The organism is Vibrio satsumensis, from assembly GCF_050337435.1.
Taxonomy (GTDB): domain Bacteria; phylum Pseudomonadota; class Gammaproteobacteria; order Enterobacterales; family Vibrionaceae; genus Vibrio; species Vibrio satsumensis.
In genome coordinates this window covers 34,005-51,074 of record NZ_JAKJSX010000014.1, presented here as the reverse complement: position 1 = coordinate 51,074, position 17,070 = coordinate 34,005, and the positions used below count along the sequence as shown (strand labels likewise).

Here is a 17,070-nt window from a genome sequence, read left to right as displayed (position 1 = left end):
TTATGAGTCGTAAACGAATGCAGCAAGCTCCAGCTACAAAGAACAAGATCGATGAGATCACTAAAGGCCTCTATAGTGAAGCAGATCAGCGCAATCAATCTAAGTTGAAGCGTAAGATCATTGAGCGCTGCTTAATGGTTTTAGCCTTGGTGGGTTCATTTGCTGTGGTTTCTTTATTTGGTGATGTGCTTTCCCGAGTGCAAGATGCGGCGACGCCTGATCATCTAATATATGGCACTTGGATAGAGCAGGATGTTGCACATTATGCGACAGATGAGTTTGTACTGAATGCTAATGGTGTGTCAGTTCGTGGATCTGTTGTTTCGACGACCTTTGATTTTGACGGTAATTACTTTGAATACAAGGCGGGTGATAAAACCTATCGCTTCCGCATGACCAACTCTGACAATACAGAAATGGTGCTCGATTCTGACAGTCACTACAATCCCATCTTCCGTCTTAAAGGTCACATCGATAACTCCGTCCGATAGGTTATCTTATTGTAAACTCTTACAATCTACGATTGTGTTATCTGACTGTTTTTGTCATCCTCGATGCATAGAATTTTTAGGATGACTCTTGTGATTAAAAAATGGCTTCCCCTAGTCGCGGCCTCTTTGTTATTTGGCTGTGCTCAACCCACTGATCTTGCTCAACAACACCTTGATGACGAATTTCCTCGTACCTTGAATAAGGTCGATCAGGTTGAATCCAATAAACCAAGAGACTATACCGAATTTGCAGAACAAGCTGAGATGGTGGTTTCTAAATCCCTTTCAATGGCTAAAATCTATGAGCCGCTTTATCAACAACTCAATGAGTGGGCGATGCTGAGTGGAGATCCAAGCGAACTCGCTAATTTTGGCGTTCAAACTGCTCAACTAGGTGGTGGTGATAAACAAGGCAATGTTTTGTTTACAGGCTACTTTTCTCCTGTTATGGAACTGCGCCACGAAGCGAATGAAGAATACCGTTACCCAGTTTACGGGCTTCCTGAGTGTGGTAAAGAGTGTCCAACACGCGAAGAGATTTACAACGGCGCATTAGAAGGTCAAGGCCTTGAGTTAGGTTACTCAGCAAACCGTATCGACCCATTTATGATGGAAGTGCAGGGCAGTGGGTTCGTGCACTTCGGTGATGATGATACGCTGCAGTATTTCGCATACGCAGGTAAGAACAATAAAGCTTATGTAAGCATTGGCCGTGTTTTGATTGAGCGAGGCTTAGTTCCACGCGAAAAAATGTCACTAAAAGCAATCAAAGAGTGGGTGTTGGCAAACGATCCTGAAGTGGTCAAAGAGTTGCTTGAGAAAAATCCATCTTTCGTGTTTTTTGAAGCGAGAGACGACTTGTCAGTAATGGGCAGTGCTGGGATTCCTCTATTGCCAATGGCTGCAGTAGCAGGCGATCGCTCTATCTTGCCTATGGGAACTCCCATTTTGGCTGAGGTTCCTTTATTGAATGCGGATGGTACTTGGAGCGGTGCGCACCAATTAAGATTGTTATTGGTTTTGGATACGGGCGGCGCGGTTAAGCAGAACCATTTGGATCTCTACCATGGTATGGGGCCGCGAGCAGGCACTGAAGCGGGTCACTACAAGCATTTTGGTCGCGTGTGGAAGCTCGGCTTAGATGGCAGCGCAACCGAAGCGCCTTGGGCTTTGCCTCCTGAAAAGGTTGAGTAAGCGACAATAAAATAGGGCATTGAAAGCGAATCGCTAATCCCCTAGACTTTTTATTCAAGAGTGCGTATAAAACGCACTCTTTTCTTTTTCTCAGAAATAAATTGGCGGCAACAATGCGTGAATTGACCACTCCAGCTTCAGAAAACTATGACCAACGATTTGGTGGCACTCGTCGTCTGTATGGCAATAGTGAAGTCGACATACTTAGAGCTGCACACGTGTGTGTTATCGGTATTGGCGGTGTAGGTTCATGGGCTGTTGAAGCACTTGCTCGTACTGGTTTAGGTGAGCTTACTTTGATCGATATGGATGATGTGTGTGTGACTAACATCAACCGTCAAATTCATGCAATGTCGGGCACGGTTGGTAAGAGCAAAATCGAAGTGATGGCCGAGCGTGTTAAGCTGATTAACCCTGAGTGTAAAGTTAACCTGATTGACGATTTCATCGGTCCTGATAATCAGGCGGAATACTTATCGAAAGAGTTCGATTTTGTGTTGGATGCGATCGATAGCATGAAGGCTAAGGCTTCGCTATTGGCGTATTGCCGCAGTAACAAAATCAAAGTAATCACCACTGGTGGTGCGGGGGGGCAAATCGACCCAACGCAAATCAAAGTGGCCGATTTGACCAAGACGATTCAAGATCCGCTAGCGAAGAAGCTTAAAGATACCCTTCGTCGTCATCATAATTTCCCTAAGAATCCAGCGCGTAAGTTTGGTATCGATTGTGTGTTCTCGACTGAACAGCTGAAATACCCTCAAGCTGACGGCAGTGTATGTGCTGCGAAAGCAACAGCTGAAGGTCCAAAGCGCATGGATTGTGCGACGGGCTTTGGTGCGGCAACCGTAGTAACGGCGACTTTTGGTTTTGTGGCTGTTTCGCGTATTGTAGAAAAGCTGATTCAAAAGCACGCTAAGTAACGTCTTCTATTCAATTAATAATCGACTGGATATTAAAATGACCACATTCCCAAGCTCTCCATTCGGCACTGAAATTACCAGTGATGATATCGTCGCGAAGATGCAGACATTCAGCGGCTGGGAAGACCGTTATCGCCAAGTCATTCAATGGGGTAAGAAACTGCCAACTATGCCTGATGAACTGAAAAGTGAACAGGTGATTGTCTCTGGCTGTGAAAGCCAAGTGTGGTTGGTTTCTCAAAATATCGATGGTGTTTGGCACTTTTGTGCTGACTCTGATGCTCGTATCGTTCGCGGTCTGATTGCATTAGTGATGGCTGCGTATGATGGAAAAACATCAGAGCAGGTTCAATTGTTCGATATTGATGGCTACTTCGAACAAATCGGTTTAATTACCCATCTAAGCCCATCCCGCGGTAATGGATTAAAAGCGATTGTTGCTCAAATCCAAGAGCTAAGTGCTTAACATTTCTTAATATACACAGAAACAAAAAGGGTTGACGCTAAACGCCAACCCTACATAATTTCGCTACTCGCTACTCGCTACTCGCTACTCGCTACTCGCTACTCGCTACTCGCTACTCGCTACTCGCTACTCGCTACTCGCTAAAGCATCTCAACGGCTTTTTCTATCGCCGCTACGAGTTTTTCAACATCATCCATGTTGTTGTAAATACCAAATGAAATTCGAACCGTTCCTTTCACTCCAAGTGCATCCATTAATGGGTGAGCACAGTGGTGCCCTGCACGTACCGCGATACCTTGCTGATCCAACAGCGTAGCAATGTCTTGGTGGTGAACGCCATCCATCACAAAAGTAATCACACTTGAATTTGGTTTGTAGCCAAGGATTTGGATGTCATCCAATTGATTGAGTGCTTGGTAGGTTTTCTGTTGTAGCTGGTGGATATGATTTTCGACATCTTGTTGTGCAAAACCACTTAACCACTCAATTGCGGTGCTTAATGCTATAGCACCGGCAACATTTGGTGTGCCCGCTTCGAACTTCCCTGGCAGTTCAGAAAAAGTAGTGCCAGAGAACGCAACTCGCTCGACCATTTTGCCACCGCCATGCCAAGGGGGCATCGCTTCGAGTAATTCAAGCTTGCCATAAAGCGCGCCGATACCCGCAGGGGCATAGAGTTTGTGCCCAGAGAATACGTAGAAATCCGCACCTAAAGATGAAACATCAACAGGCTCATGAACGATGCCTTGTGCGCCATCGACCACAACAATCGCATTCATTTTGTGTGCTTTCTCGATGACGACTTCAATCGGCTGACGAGAACCTGTTACGTTGGTTATCTGAGCTAATGCAACAATTTTGGTTTGTTCATTTAAAAGTGCATCAAACGCAGTGAGGTCAAATTCGCAATCCGATGTCATTGGTACTTTAACGACTTTAGCGCCGGTTTGTTCTGCAACAATTTGCCAAGGCACTATGTTGGCGTGATGTTCCATTTCACTCACTAAGATCTCATCGCCAGGTTGAAGGGTACTTCTTGCGTAAGTTTGAGCAATTAAATTGAGTGCTTCGGTGGCACCACGAGTCCAGATGATCTCTTTTGATGAGGCTGCGCCAATGAACTGAGCGACCTTATCTCTAGCAGCTTCAAACTGACTGGTCGCGTTCGCTGTTAAGCTATGACTACCACGGTGAACATTGGCATTTTGTTTGGAGTAATATTGGCTAATGGCATCAATAACTACCTGAGGTTTTTGTGTTGTTGCCGCGCTGTCTAAGTAAATCAATGGTTGTTGATTGATGGTTTGTGATAGCGCAGGAAACTGCTCTCGGATGTGATTGATATCAAACATCTATTCTTACCTAAAATCTTGGAAATTGGTGCTAGCGTTGTGCTTAGCGGTATTGTTATTTTATCGCGACTTGTTAACCGTTGCTGACTAATCTTGATGATTCCAGCTATTTTCTTGCTCTTTGACCTGATCGAACAGCTTTTGGTTAACGGGAACTTTTATCTGATGCTTAAGCGCTGTTTTTATTAGGTGCCCAGTGATGAAGTCGATCTCTGTCTTGCGTTGGTAAAACATATCCTGCTTCATGGATGAGTTGTTCTGCGCTGTGGCTTGGATTACCTGTTTGACGCTGGCTTCTAATTCGTCGAATGAACAAGCGATCTCTTCGGCTTGCATAACTTTTGTGAGCTCTTCAACGATAGAGCTTAAAGTATCCCCAAACTTTTGGTCTGCAAGTTTGCCATTCTTGATTTGTTCCAACCCAGTCAGTGGATTGATAGCACAATTGATGGCGAGTTTGGTCCAAAGCGCGGTTTTTATTTGTGGGTTCCAACTCACAGCGGGGAGAGCGTGTTCCAATACATCAACTAAAAACGTGCACTGCTGACCTGTTTGATTAAAAGCACCCAGTTGAGTTTGTCCTAACCCTGTGTGACAAACATTATTCTTGTCGGGCTTGAATGCGGCTTGAGTGGTAGTTGCTAGTACTACCGGGTGGTCATTAATTTGAGCCGCTATCTGATCAACTGCGCCCATTCCGTTATGCATGAACATGAGAATGGTATCAGAGTCGAGATATTGAAGTAACGGAGTGGTGGCTTCTTCTACTTGCCAAGCTTTGACTGTGGAGATCACTAAGTCACTCGCAGATAGTTTTTCGATATTGTTATTACTGAAGGAAAGTGAAGCTTGCTCATCAAGTGATAGGTCCATTGAGGTTTCAGGGGAGCGGCTCCACAAAGAGACATTATGACCAGCTTGAAGTAGTTTTATTGCCCATAAAGAGCCAATTGCTCCAGGTCCAACAATCGTGATGTTCACAGCAATACCGAGATAAGAAAGTGATGTTGCAAGGATAGCGAGGCATTAAACGAAAGCAATAAAAAATGGCACCCGAGGGTGCCATTTTGGAAACTTTCTTAGAAGTTCGATTAGAACTTGTAAGTTACTGCTACGTAGTGACCTACGCCAGAAGATTCAGCTTGTGTAGATGCATCCCATGGAAGGTTTGCGCCATCTTTAAAGCCGTATACATCGCTGTATAGTTTCAAGCCGTAACCAACTGCAAAGCGATCTGAGTGCCAGTAAAGACCGTTAAACATCGCGCCGCCGTTGCTTACTTGAGAGTACTCATCTTGCATACCGAATTGGTAATCGATGTAACCTTGGTAAGAGATGAATGAACCGTTCTCGAAGAAGTAGAATGGCTTGAACCAGTTAGTCGAGATTTGGAAACCGTTCCAGTCTTTGTTGTTTGAGTCGTATGTACCGTAAAGGTTTAGACCCATTTTGCCAAACCATGGAACCATTACATCAGAACCAAGACCAACTTTTTGAGTGTTAACGCCAGAGTTACCACCCCATTCCATAAGCGTAGATACGTAAAGCTCTTGAACTGGACCGAAAGAAAGATCTTTACCTGTTAGCCCGTCAAGAGACATACGAGGAGCAAACTTCATGAAGATTTTTTCTTGGCCATTTTTATCACTACCTGGATCAGAAGTTAGGTTGAATACGTCAACGTAACCGTAAAGATCAAAGATTCCAGAGCGACCACCAAATTCCATCTCTAGGTAATCATGAGTAGACTCAGTAACGCCTTTCTCATTGAATGCACCCATAAGGTTGAACTGCATCCATTTGTAATCGTTCTTATGGATGTCGCCGTCAGAATAATCAGCTGCCATTACTGGAGCAGATACTGCTGCAAGTAAGCCAAGAGTTAAAAGTGATTTACGCATAATGGAACTCTCTATGTTTGAAATAAGTAACCCGCTAATCCGTGCGTGTTTATGATGTCCGAATGCCGAGCATAATAGCGATTTTGTTCTCAAATAAAAGTGAGACAGAGTGAAAACTACAATTATTAAGGTGAGGTTGATCACACTACTGATCTAAATGATGGAACTTTAAGATGGCAATGCATCTCGATGCAGCTCTAATTCTATTGATTTTGTGAAATTCGATTATTTTATGGATAAATAGGTGAAATACTGCTCTAAGCAAACGATTCTACTAATTAGAGTGATATGCATATCAAAATCAACAGTATTCTTTTCTATGTAATTTATCCCCAGAAAACGACTAAATCTCTCCTCAGTTAGATCCTCTCTTTGATCTATTTTTAACCAACTCCGTAATGGTGGTGGAATCAATTGATGACCAACTCATGTGATGACTGACTAGGGATTAAAACTAACTACTTTTTGAATCACGGAGAACCAACGACAGTTCACTGCACTAGATTTTGAAACAATTTTTAAAGGTTAGTTATTGGACTAACTATTTGTGTGACGAACTGGTCTAACTTTTTTGGAGAGAAGACCATGAAATATTCACCATTATTAGCGGTAGCAATATCAACTCTGTTCATTGTTGGGTGTGACGATGACGATGAACCTACTACACAACTACAAGCTGTTCATGCATCCCCCGATGCTCCTTTAGCTAATGTTATCGTTAACAGTCAGGCTCGTTGGACTGGTGTCGATTATGCTCAAGCGTCTGGGTACGCTTCAGTAAATCAAGGCCAGACAACTCTTCAAGTCGATGTCCAACTCCCAGGTGACGCAGTTGCCACTGTAATTTCGCCAAGCCAATTCGATTTGAGCGGTGAATTAGATTACACCGTGATGGTGGTCGGTGACGCTGACGGTTCTAATAACCCGGTTGAGGCTTTAGTTGTGACGCGACCTTCTGAGGGAACGGCAACGAGTTCAAGTTTAGATGTGCAAGTTGTTCACGCGGCAACAGGGGTTGGAGATGTGAACTTATACGTAACGGCGCCGAATGATCCATTGGGTGCTCCGCTTGGCACTCTCGGTTATAAAGACTTTACTGACGTACTCAATATTCCAGCAGGGCAATACCGAGTGAGATTAGAAACCGTGAGCGGCAATGCTATTGCTTTTGACTCCGGAGAAATAACTCTGTCTGGCGGTAGCGAGCTAACGATCGCGGCTGTGCCAAGAGCTGACTCCAATAGCACTTCCCCAGTAAAATTGATGGTATTGGACGGTTCGGGCTCATCTTTAATCTACGACATGGCAGAAACTGCAGAAGTAAGAGTCGGTCATCTCGTTGATGTCGCCCCAGATGTAGATGTTTTTGTCAACGGAGCTGCATTTGCACCTCTTGCTGATTTGATGTTTAAAGAGATCCGCGGTTTTATCGATTTAGCCGCAGGAAGTTATGACATTGACATCTTTGCTGATGGCACTACAACCAATGCACTGATTGATGCAGATGGAGTCGCGGTATTTGCTGGTATGGATTACAGCATCTATGCAGTAGGGACGGTAACTCCACTGAGTTTGGAACCATTGGTTATTCCTGAAAACCGTCGTCCGGTTGCGACCAGCGCGGTGCTAAACATTACCCACGCCGCTGCTAACCCAATAGCGGCTTCGGTGGATATTTACTTAACAGAAAACGCGGGGATCTCTGGTAGCACTCCAGCGCTAAGTGATGTGAAGTTCAAAGATTATGCGAATGGCATTTATGTTGCGGCGGGGTCTTATTTTGTGACGATTACTGTAGCGGGTCAGCCGTCGGTTGTGGCTATCGACTCTGCGCCCGCAACCTTAGCTGATGGTGTAGTGTATCAAGTGGTGGCGATCGATGACTCGGCTGGCACAGGCTTCAACCTTATTGTGAGTGATACAACAGACTAGTTCTTACAGGTTACTAGTGACAAAGAAAAAGAGGGTAGCGTGATGCTACCTTCTTTTCTTTTGCTTTTTTGTTCAACTACTCTTGGTTGGTTTTTGCTTTTTCCAGTAAATCTGTGAAAAAGTGGCGCAACGAATAGAGCATGATCAAACTTGGAATCACCATAAGTGCGGTTAGTATAAAGAAGGTTGACCAATCATTGAGGTAATCAACCAACTCACCACTGAATGAAGCCAGCGTTGTTCGACCGAAATTCCCCAACGATGCTAACAAGGCATACTGTGTCGCTGAGAAAGCTTGCCCGGTTAATAGTGTTAAGAAAGAGACAAACGCTACGGTTGAAAACGCAGTTGTAAAGTTATCGACAATGATGGTTGCCAAGAACAAGGTTTCACTCGGGCCAGTGTGAGCGATCCACGCAAACATTAGATTACTGGCCGCCATTGCCACACCGCCGATCATCAGTCCGCGTACAATACCGAATTTCACATTGAAGACACTGCCTACCAAAGTGAAGAATATCGTCGCGCCCCAGCCAATTAACTTGGAGTAATGACCGATCTGTTCATTACTGAAACCTATCTCTTTATAGAAGGTGATCGACATGCGACCTAGGAAGGCTTCACCTATCTTAAATAGGAACACAAACAGCAATAGAGTAATGGCAACTTGAACTCCGTTTCTTTTGAAGAAATCATAAAATGGTTCAATTACCGTCACACTGAACCAAGCGACAAGCTTTGAGCCGACCACTTTATTGTGTCGCTGTTGTGCTTGTTCTTGTAGGGCTTCACGTTGTGTATTTGGCTCTCCGACAAAAAGAGTAAACAGCATTAATACAACAACGACACCTGCCATTCCGTAATACACGCCATTCCAACCGATTGAGTCTGCATTAATAAAGGCAAGGTAGCCTGGTAGTGAATAACCCGTCCACCACCCAATTACGGCCATTGCGGAAGCTTGCGGCAGTTTTGATGCTTCGGATTTTGGGAAGGTATCAATACGAAATGCATCAATCGCGATGTCTTGCGTGGCTGAGGCAATGGCAATAGCGAGCGCCAACATTGAGGTAAACGCCAAATTCTCTGCGGGATTGACGCCTGCGATGAATAAGGTGCCGATTAAAACAATGGTTTGGCAGAAAAAGATCCAACTGCGGCGCTGGCCGAGTATTGCGTGAAGCACCGGCAGTTTTACTCGGTCTACCAATGGTGCCCATAAAAAGTTAATCGCATACACGGCAAACACACTACCAAAGTAGCCAATGGCAGCACGCGTTAAACCTGCATCTTTTAGCCAGCCAGACATGTTGGATCCAATAAGAACCCATGGGAAGCCACTCGAACAGCCGAGCATAAACACCCAAAGTAGACGTTTATCTAGGTAGCTGCGAAAAGTCTGCATCCAAGAAAGAGAGGGAGTGCCTGATGACATAGGGCGTCCTTGTATAGAAAAACGCCCTTAAGAAATAAGGGCGTTACATTGGATTACTTAAGAAGGGTCACTTTAGTGATGACGATTGGGTCGACTGGGATGTCTGACATGCGGCCCATTCGCTTGGTTGGAATCGTTGCCATCTTTTGAACAACATCAAAACCTTCAGTTACTTTGCCAAATACAGCGTAGCCTGGGTTACCACCTTTTGCGTTCAAAAAATCATTATCAGAGAAGTTAATGAAGAACTGGCGAGTTGCAGAATCTGGCGCATTAGTACGAGCCATAGCGATTGTTGCTGTATCGTTCTTCAGGCCGTTGCTGCCTTCATTCTTGATAGGAGCATAAGTCGCTTGTTGATTCATGTCTTGATCGAAGCCGCCACCTTGTGCCATGAAACCAGGGATAACACGGTGGAAGATAGTGCCTTCGTAGCTGCCGTCTGCAACGTATTTTAGGAAGTTCTCCGCGCTAACCGGTGCTTGTTCTTGGTTTAGCTCAATTGTGAAGTCGCCTAATGTTGTTTCTACGTTCACTTTAGGACCAGCCCAAACGCTCACGCTCACCAACATTAATGCGATAGAAGATAAAATACGAACCATTAGAAACGTTCCTTCATGTAAGTTTGTAGCTCTTGGTCGTTAGCGATTTCCGTAAGAACCAAGTTAATCACGTCATTAAGAACCATAGAGATGTCGTCATTTGACGCACTCAAGGCACCAGTGCGCGTTGCAGTACCGTTGAATGTTTTCACTAACTTGCCTTCAGGCGTTTCAGCCGTAACTTCAAGCGTTACTTTACCGTCCATTTTGTTTTCCATAATGGTGTGTTCTACGGTAACAAGCGCTTCTTGAATCTCCAAAACAATTGAGTTTTCACTGTTTACGCTTGCACGAAAACCTTGAGACTCTAACTGCTGAGCAATAGCGTTTTCTAGAGAAATACGCATGTTTTGCTTAGCATGAATTGGTTGAATGTTTGAACGGCCACTATCAACCAATGCAACATATTGAGCGGCACGAACATCTTTACTGGTTAGTGTGTATGTTTTGCCTTGTACAAGGTTGCTTGAGCTTAGTGAAGCTTCTGGCATTACATTGATTTGTTCTTGCTGAGGGGCTGAACATGCTGTCAAAGCCATAATAGAAGCAGCCAAAATCAGTTTTTTCATTCCTTTATCCTTTCTAAATTCACACCAGAAGCTCGGTATCTTAAATTCTTGTGAAGTCGTTTCTGCTTATTTATTAAAATTCGCAGGCTCTCTTGTTGCTTGTAATATCTCAAATTTTTGGTTTAGTTCAAGCGTTTCAACGTTAGCTTCACCAAATAGTCTCGCTAGTTTGACATCGTATCCGAGGTGTCGGTTGCCAATAACAATTAATTTGCCTCCATTGCTAAGAACATGCTTTGCATCACAGAACATTTGCCATGCAATGTGATCAGTAATCGCTTGTTGCTGATGGAATGGAGGATTACACATCACTAAGTAGGTGCTGTTTTTCTTAAAGCCATCTAAACAGTTGTTGGCGATGAACTGGAAGTTGCCGTCTTCACCAAGGTTATCCTTGACGTTTTGGCGTGCTGACTCCACAGCCATAAAGCTTTCATCCACACAGGTAATACGAGCTTGTGGGTTCAATTGCCCTGCTTTTACGCTCAATACACCGTTGCCACAGCCTAGGTCGATGATATGACGCAGCTCTGGATCTTGAGGGATATGCTCTAGCATATAGCGAGCGCCTTGATCGAGTGCTTCCCCTGAGTAAACATTTGGTAAATTTTTCAGGCGGATATCTTCACCGTCTACATCCCACTCCACAAAAGGCTCTACCGTTTGAACAGGTTGGCAATTTGGAGAAGAGAAAACCAAGCGGTGCTTTTTCTTCGCTAACGAGGTTTTGGTCTCGCCTAGGTACTTCTCGAAAAGGTTAAGTGTAGAGGTGTGGATCTCTTTGACTTTGTTGACACCGATCACTTGGCAGCCTTCTGACAGTGCTTGGCGTAACTGACTTAACTGCCATACTAGGTGGCGGTTGGTCTTTGGTAGCTGCATGATCACAAGGTCGATACCGTGCGGGATATCATCCATGGTGTTTAAAAAGTTGACTCGATTACATTGATTACGCTGTAAGTTTTTTAGCGCACCGCGATGAGAAATAAATGAGTCGCTCATCATGGTGACATCATGATCTTTCGAGAACCAAGTGGATAGGGCACCAAAGCTGTCGTTCATGATCAGAATGTGTTTGCCAGGTTCAAGATTCATCTCTTCAACATGACTGATCAGGTATTCGTCGCCCGCATCCCAAGCTTGAAGGGTTTCATTTGAACGTTTTGGGAAACGATGTAAGGTCAAAGTTCTGTCGTGAAAGGTAAGTTCGGTTTTCATTGCTTGAGATACTTATGTAAGAAATAACAAAGATATTGTCTCAAATGCGGCCTGAACAAGATAGATAAAACTCAACCAAACCTATGCCATTCGCTATTAAATACTCGGACACTCGACCTATTAGGGTTTATACTCACCCCACGGATAATGCCAATACGTTATAAAGGAATCACAATGATCCAAGAAGTTATCGAAACAAAATTGCACAATGAGTTTTCACCAAGTCATTTAAACGTGATCAATGAGAGCTATATGCACAATGTTCCGGCCGGTTCTGAGAGTCATTTTAAAGTGATTGTTGTCAGCGATGCGTTTGAAGGTTTACGCCTTATTGCTCGTCATCGAGCGGTAAATAAAGCTCTTTCAGAAGAGCTTGCGAACAATATTCACGCACTGTCCATTCACACTTATACAAAAGATGAATGGTTGAAGCAGCTAGATAACGTGCCAGATAGCCCAATGTGTATGGGCGGTGGGAAATAGTAGAGTAATCGAATATAGAAGAGGTGGCGATGCCACCTTTTTTGTTGCCAAATACATCTGTTTTTCGTTGTTATATCACTCAAACTGATGGTAAATCGAGCGGTTGAAAATACCCACAACGAGTAGTGTTTTTATTAACAGTGTTTCAACATAACTCGAAAAATATGAGTTTGTGACAGAGTATTAATCTCTTGTTTAAAACACGATTCAAAAGCCATTTTATCTGTGCGGCTCGTCAAATTTATACATATTTTAGAGTCCATATGCTTCAAATCTCACCAAATATAGGCCGTATTCAAGTTATTGGTCATGGCATCAAGTTGTCAAAAAATGCTAGAATACGGCACCTGATAAATCTCACATAATCTTTGTGGTGAATTTATTAATGTAATGTTGCGATTTTGGTATCTCAAATTTACCAAAACCGGACACTGTAATGTCGTGTCTAAGGGCGATTTTAAAACGTCCTGAATTTACGCAATTAAAAGAATCTTTTTCCCGATAAAGTAGTGCAAGTGCGTATGATTACAATAAAGAAGGGTTTGGATCTTCCTATCGCAGGAACTCCATCCCAGGTGATTAATGATGGTAAGTCCATCACTAAAGTCGCCTTGCTTGGCGAAGAGTACGTTGGTATGCGTCCTACGATGCATGCTCGCGTTGGTGATGAAGTGAAGAAAGGCCAAGTTCTTTTTGCAGATAAAAAGAACCCAGGTGTTGTATTTACTTCTCCAGCAAGCGGTAAAGTTATTGAAGTGAACCGTGGTGCTAAGCGTGTTCTTCAATCAGTAGTGATTGAAGTAGCAGGCAATGAGCAAATCACGTTCAATAGCTATGAAGCTAACCAACTAGCAAGTCTTGACCGTGAAACGGTTAAAGCTCAGTTAGTTGAGTCTGGCGCATGGACCGCTTTGCGAACTCGTCCGTTCAGCAAGGTTCCAGCAGTTGATTCTGAAACTCAGGCTATTTTCGTTACTGCTATGGATACTAATCCGCTAGCAGCTGAGCCAGAATTAATCATTAACGAGCAGTCTGATGCTTTCGTTGCTGGTTTAGATCTTCTTTCAACTCTGACTAACGGTAAAGTGTACGTTTGTAAAAAAGGTACTAGCTTACCTCGTTCAGCTCAGTCTAACGTTGAAGAACATGTTTTTGATGGCCCACACCCTGCAGGTCTTGCAGGCACGCATATGCATTACCTATACCCGGTAAATGCACAAAATGTAGCGTGGAGCATTAACTACCAAGACGTTATCGCATTCGGTAAGTTGTTCCTTACTGGTGAGATTTACTCTGAGCGTGTTGTTTCTCTGGCTGGTCCAGTAGTTAATAACCCACGCCTAGTTCGTACTCAAATTGGTGCTAGCCTTGAAGAGTTGACGGACAGCGAGTTGATGCCAGGTGAAGTTCGCCTGATCTCAGGTTCAGTATTATCTGGTGTTCACGCTTCAGGTCCACATGCTTACCTTGGCCGTTACCATCAACAGGTTTCGGTTCTTCGTGAAGGTCGTGATAAAGAGCTATTTGGCTGGGCTATGCCTGGTAAGAACAAGTTCTCTGTTACTCGTTCATTCCTTGGTCACGTGTTTAAAGGTCAGTTGTTCAACATGACAACGACAACAAACGGTAGTGATCGCTCTATGGTTCCAATTGGTAACTACGAGAAAGTAATGCCATTAGATATGGAGCCTACTTTGCTGCTTCGCGATCTATGTGCTGGCGACGTTGATAGTGCACAAGCACTTGGTGCGCTAGAGCTAGATGAAGAAGATTTAGCACTGTGTACCTTTGTATGTCCTGGTAAGTACGAGTACGGTCAGTTACTTCGTGAATGCCTAGATACAATTGTGAAGGAAGGGTAATTTTCATGGGCCTTAAAAAGTTTATTGAAGACATCGAGCATCATTTTGAACCAGGTGGTAAACACGAAACGTGGTTTGCGCTTTACGAAGCTGCAGCAACACTTTTCTACACACCAGGTACAGTTACAAAGAAAAGCTCGCATGTCCGTGATAGCGTTGACTTAAAACGTATCATGATCATGGTTTGGCTTGCGGTATTCCCAGCAATGTTCTGGGGTATGTACAACGCAGGTGGTCAAGCTATTGCAGCACTAAACCACATGTATTCAGGTGCAGAACTAGTTTCTATCATTGATGGTAACTGGCACTACTGGCTAACCGAAATGCTTGGAGCCTCCTTAGGAGCCGATGCAGGTTGGGGCAGTAAGATGCTCTTGGGTGCGACTTACTTCTTACCTATCTACGCGACGGTCTTTATCGTTGGTGGTTTCTGGGAAGTACTGTTCTGTATGGTGCGTAAGCACGAAGTTAACGAAGGTTTCTTTGTTACTTCTATCTTGTTCGCGCTTATTGTTCCGCCAACACTTCCTCTATGGCAAGCTGCACTAGGTATTACCTTCGGTGTTGTTGTTGCTAAAGAGATCTTTGGTGGTACGGGTCGTAACTTCCTAAACCCTGCACTTGCTGGCCGTGCGTTCCTATTCTTTGCATACCCTGCTCAGATTTCTGGTGACGTAGTTTGGACTGCAGCTGACGGTTTCTCTGGTGCAACAGCGCTTAGCCAATGGGCTCAAGGCGGTGGTAGCGCGCTAATGAACACGGTATCTGGTGAGACGATCACTTGGATGGACGCATTCATTGGTAACATTCCAGGTTCTATCGGTGAAGTATCAACGCTTGCACTTATGATCGGTGCTGCAATGATCGTATACATGGGCATTGCTTCATGGCGCATCATTGCTGGTGTTATGATCGGTATGATTGCTGTATCAACATTGTTTAATGTGATCGGTTCTGACACTAACGCAATGTTCAGCATGCCTTGGCACTGGCACCTAGTTCTAGGTGGCTTCGCATTTGGTATGTTCTTCATGGCAACAGACCCTGTATCAGCGTCATTTACCAATGGTGGTAAGTGGTGGTACGGCATCCTAATCGGCGCAATGTGTGTAATGATTCGTGTAGTTAACCCTGCATACCCAGAAGGCATGATGCTTGCGATCCTATTCGCAAACCTATTTGCTCCTCTGTTTGACCACGTTGTAATCGAGAAGAACATTAAGCGGAGACTAGCGCGCTATGGCAAGTAATAACGATAGCATTAAAAAGACGCTGTTTGTTGTTATCGCATTGAGCTTAGTGTGCTCAATCATCGTTTCAACAGCTGCAGTTGTTCTTAAACCTAAGCAACAAGCTAACGCAGTTCTGGATCAGCAAACTAAGATCCTTGAAGTTGCGGGCATTGAACTTGCGGGTAATATTCCAGCACTGTACGCAGAGAACATTGAACCTCGTCTAGTTGATTTCGCTACTGGCGATTTCGTTGACGGCGACGCTGCTGCATACGACCAACGTAAAGCGGCAAAAGATCCAGCTCAGTCAATCAAGCTTTCAGCTGAAGATGACATCGCTAAGATCATTCGTCGTGCTAACACGGGTACTGTATACCTAGTGAAAGATGGCGCTGAAACTTCTAAAGTTATCATCCCTGTTCACGGTAACGGTCTATGGTCAATGATGTACGCATTCGTTGCGGTAGAAACTGATGGCAACACAGTTTCTGGTATCACTTACTACGAGCAAGGTGAAACTCCTGGACTTGGTGGTGAAGTTGAGAACCCAACTTGGCGTGCTCAATTCGTTGGTAAGAAATTATTCGACGAAAACCACAAGCCTGCTATTCAGGTTGTTAAAGGTGGCGCTCCTCAAGGTTCTGAGCACGGTGTAGATGGCCTTTCTGGTGCAACACTGACTAGCGTTGGTGTTCAACATACATTTGACTTCTGGTTAGGTGATATGGGCTTTGGTCCGTTCCTAGCAAAAGTTCGTGACGGAGGTCTGAACTAATGTCTAGTGCAAAAGAAATTAAAAAGAGCATCTTAGCGCCGGTGTTGGACAACAACCCAATTGCGCTACAGGTTCTTGGTGTGTGTTCTGCTCTTGCGGTAACCACTAAGCTAGAAACAGCATTTGTTATGACTATCGCGGTAATGTTTGTTACTGCTCTGTCTAACTTCTTCGTTTCTTTGATCCGTAACCACATTCCTAACAGTGTGCGTATCATCGTTCAGATGGCAATTATCGCATCACTAGTAATCGTGGTAGACCAAGTGCTTAAAGCATACCTATACGATATCTCTAAGCAGCTATCTGTATTCGTTGGCCTAATCATTACTAACTGTATTGTAATGGGTCGTGCTGAAGCATTCGCAATGAAGTCTGCACCAATCCCATCTCTAATCGATGGTCTTGGTAACGGTCTTGGTTACGGTTTCGTTCTTATCACTGTTGGTTTCTTCCGTGAGCTTCTAGGCTCTGGCAAACTATTTGGTATGGAAGTACTACCTCTAGTGAGCAACGGTGGTTGGTATCAGCCAAACGGCTTGATGCTTCTAGCACCTTCTGCATTCTTCCTAATTGGTTTCTTGATTTGGGCAATTCGTGTGTTCAAACCAGAACAAGTAGAAGCGAAGGGGTAAGGT

17 protein-coding genes are annotated in these 17,070 nt (G+C 44.2%); 10 read left to right on the top strand and 7 right to left on the bottom strand.

All coding sequences use genetic code 11. From position 1 onward, the window contains the following. Positions 1–17 precede the first annotated feature (17 nt). The 4 genes from L4C44_RS18160 (at position 18) to csdE (ending at position 3,074) form a co-directional block, all read left to right on the top strand. Positions 18–491, top strand: a complete 474-nt coding sequence (locus tag L4C44_RS18160) for a DUF2850 domain-containing protein (protein WP_060983350.1) — start codon at positions 18–20, stop codon at positions 489–491. An 81-nt stretch (positions 492–572) separates the two neighbouring features. After that, positions 573–1,685 (top strand): murein transglycosylase A, encoded by a 1,113-nt coding sequence (gene mltA / locus L4C44_RS18155; RefSeq protein WP_428805515.1) that lies wholly within the window; start codon positions 573–575, stop codon positions 1,683–1,685. Between the two features lie 113 nt (positions 1,686–1,798). Then, positions 1,799–2,608, top strand: a complete 810-nt coding sequence (gene tcdA, locus L4C44_RS18150; protein ID WP_017059899.1) for a tRNA cyclic N6-threonylcarbamoyladenosine(37) synthase TcdA — start codon at positions 1,799–1,801, stop codon at positions 2,606–2,608. Positions 2,609–2,645: 37 nt separating this feature from the next. Beyond that, complete coding sequence (gene csdE / locus L4C44_RS18145) at positions 2,646–3,074, top strand: cysteine desulfurase sulfur acceptor subunit CsdE (protein WP_285955026.1); 429 nt, start codon at positions 2,646–2,648, stop codon at positions 3,072–3,074. A 140-nt stretch (positions 3,075–3,214) separates the two neighbouring features. Here the strand turns inward: csdE and csdA are convergent, their stop codons facing one another. The 3 genes from csdA to L4C44_RS18130 form a co-directional block, all read right to left on the bottom strand. Continuing rightward, positions 3,215–4,426 carry a cysteine desulfurase CsdA gene (gene csdA, locus L4C44_RS18140; RefSeq protein ID WP_146491377.1) on the bottom strand — a complete coding sequence of 404 codons (1,212 nt, stop codon included), beginning with the start codon at positions 4,424–4,426 and terminating at the stop codon, positions 3,215–3,217. Between the two features lie 87 nt (positions 4,427–4,513). Further along, on the bottom strand, positions 4,514–5,407 hold the full coding sequence (gene panE / locus L4C44_RS18135; protein WP_146491378.1) for a 2-dehydropantoate 2-reductase: 894 nt from the start codon (positions 5,405–5,407) through the stop codon (positions 4,514–4,516). Between the two features lie 110 nt (positions 5,408–5,517). Further along, positions 5,518–6,327 carry a nucleoside-specific channel-forming Tsx family protein gene (locus L4C44_RS18130; RefSeq protein ID WP_146491379.1) on the bottom strand — a complete coding sequence of 270 codons (810 nt, stop codon included), beginning with the start codon at positions 6,325–6,327 and terminating at the stop codon, positions 5,518–5,520. A 585-nt stretch (positions 6,328–6,912) separates the two neighbouring features. Between L4C44_RS18130 and L4C44_RS18125 the strand changes: the two genes are divergently transcribed. Next, positions 6,913–8,259 (top strand): DUF4397 domain-containing protein, encoded by a 1,347-nt coding sequence (locus tag L4C44_RS18125; protein WP_428805514.1) that lies wholly within the window; start codon positions 6,913–6,915, stop codon positions 8,257–8,259. A gap of 76 nt (positions 8,260–8,335) precedes the next feature. Here L4C44_RS18125 and L4C44_RS18120 read toward each other — a convergent pair whose 3' ends face one another. The 4 genes from L4C44_RS18120 to L4C44_RS18105 all read right to left on the bottom strand — a co-directional run bounded on the left by L4C44_RS18120 (position 8,336) and on the right by L4C44_RS18105 (position 12,083). Beyond that, positions 8,336–9,694 (bottom strand): AmpG family muropeptide MFS transporter, encoded by a 1,359-nt coding sequence (locus L4C44_RS18120; protein ID WP_146491381.1) that lies wholly within the window; start codon positions 9,692–9,694, stop codon positions 8,336–8,338. 53 nt (positions 9,695–9,747) lie between these two features. Then, positions 9,748–10,296 carry a peptidylprolyl isomerase gene (locus tag L4C44_RS18115; RefSeq protein ID WP_017071274.1) on the bottom strand — a complete coding sequence of 183 codons (549 nt, stop codon included), beginning with the start codon at positions 10,294–10,296 and terminating at the stop codon, positions 9,748–9,750. After that, positions 10,296–10,865, bottom strand: coding sequence for a YajG family lipoprotein (locus L4C44_RS18110; RefSeq protein WP_017067736.1), 570 nt, complete (start codon positions 10,863–10,865; stop codon positions 10,296–10,298). Before L4C44_RS18110 ends, L4C44_RS18115 begins: the two co-directional genes overlap by 1 nt. A gap of 66 nt (positions 10,866–10,931) precedes the next feature. Beyond that, a complete protein-coding gene (locus L4C44_RS18105) occupies positions 10,932–12,083 on the bottom strand; it encodes a methyltransferase (protein ID WP_371714467.1) in 1,152 nt (383 codons plus the stop codon). A gap of 174 nt (positions 12,084–12,257) precedes the next feature. Between L4C44_RS18105 and bolA the strand changes: the two genes are divergently transcribed. The 5 genes from bolA to L4C44_RS18080 all read left to right on the top strand — a co-directional run bounded on the left by bolA (position 12,258) and on the right by L4C44_RS18080 (position 17,067). After that, a complete protein-coding gene (gene bolA, locus L4C44_RS18100; RefSeq protein ID WP_004737616.1) occupies positions 12,258–12,566 on the top strand; it encodes a transcriptional regulator BolA in 309 nt (102 codons plus the stop codon). Between the two features lie 521 nt (positions 12,567–13,087). Then, on the top strand, positions 13,088–14,428 hold the full coding sequence (locus L4C44_RS18095; RefSeq protein WP_032545690.1) for a Na(+)-translocating NADH-quinone reductase subunit A: 1,341 nt from the start codon (positions 13,088–13,090) through the stop codon (positions 14,426–14,428). A gap of 5 nt (positions 14,429–14,433) precedes the next feature. Then, positions 14,434–15,678, top strand: a complete 1,245-nt coding sequence (locus L4C44_RS18090; RefSeq protein ID WP_010439046.1) for an NADH:ubiquinone reductase (Na(+)-transporting) subunit B — start codon at positions 14,434–14,436, stop codon at positions 15,676–15,678. After that, positions 15,668–16,435, top strand: a complete 768-nt coding sequence (locus L4C44_RS18085) for a Na(+)-translocating NADH-quinone reductase subunit C (protein ID WP_004735209.1) — start codon at positions 15,668–15,670, stop codon at positions 16,433–16,435. The genes L4C44_RS18090 and L4C44_RS18085 overlap by 11 nt, the downstream gene beginning before the upstream one ends. After that, the gene (locus L4C44_RS18080; protein WP_008223083.1) at positions 16,435–17,067 is read left to right on the top strand and encodes an NADH:ubiquinone reductase (Na(+)-transporting) subunit D; all 633 of its coding nucleotides are present in this window, start codon (positions 16,435–16,437) and stop codon (positions 17,065–17,067) included. The genes L4C44_RS18085 and L4C44_RS18080 overlap by 1 nt, the downstream gene beginning before the upstream one ends. Positions 17,068–17,070: the final 3 nt, after the last annotated feature.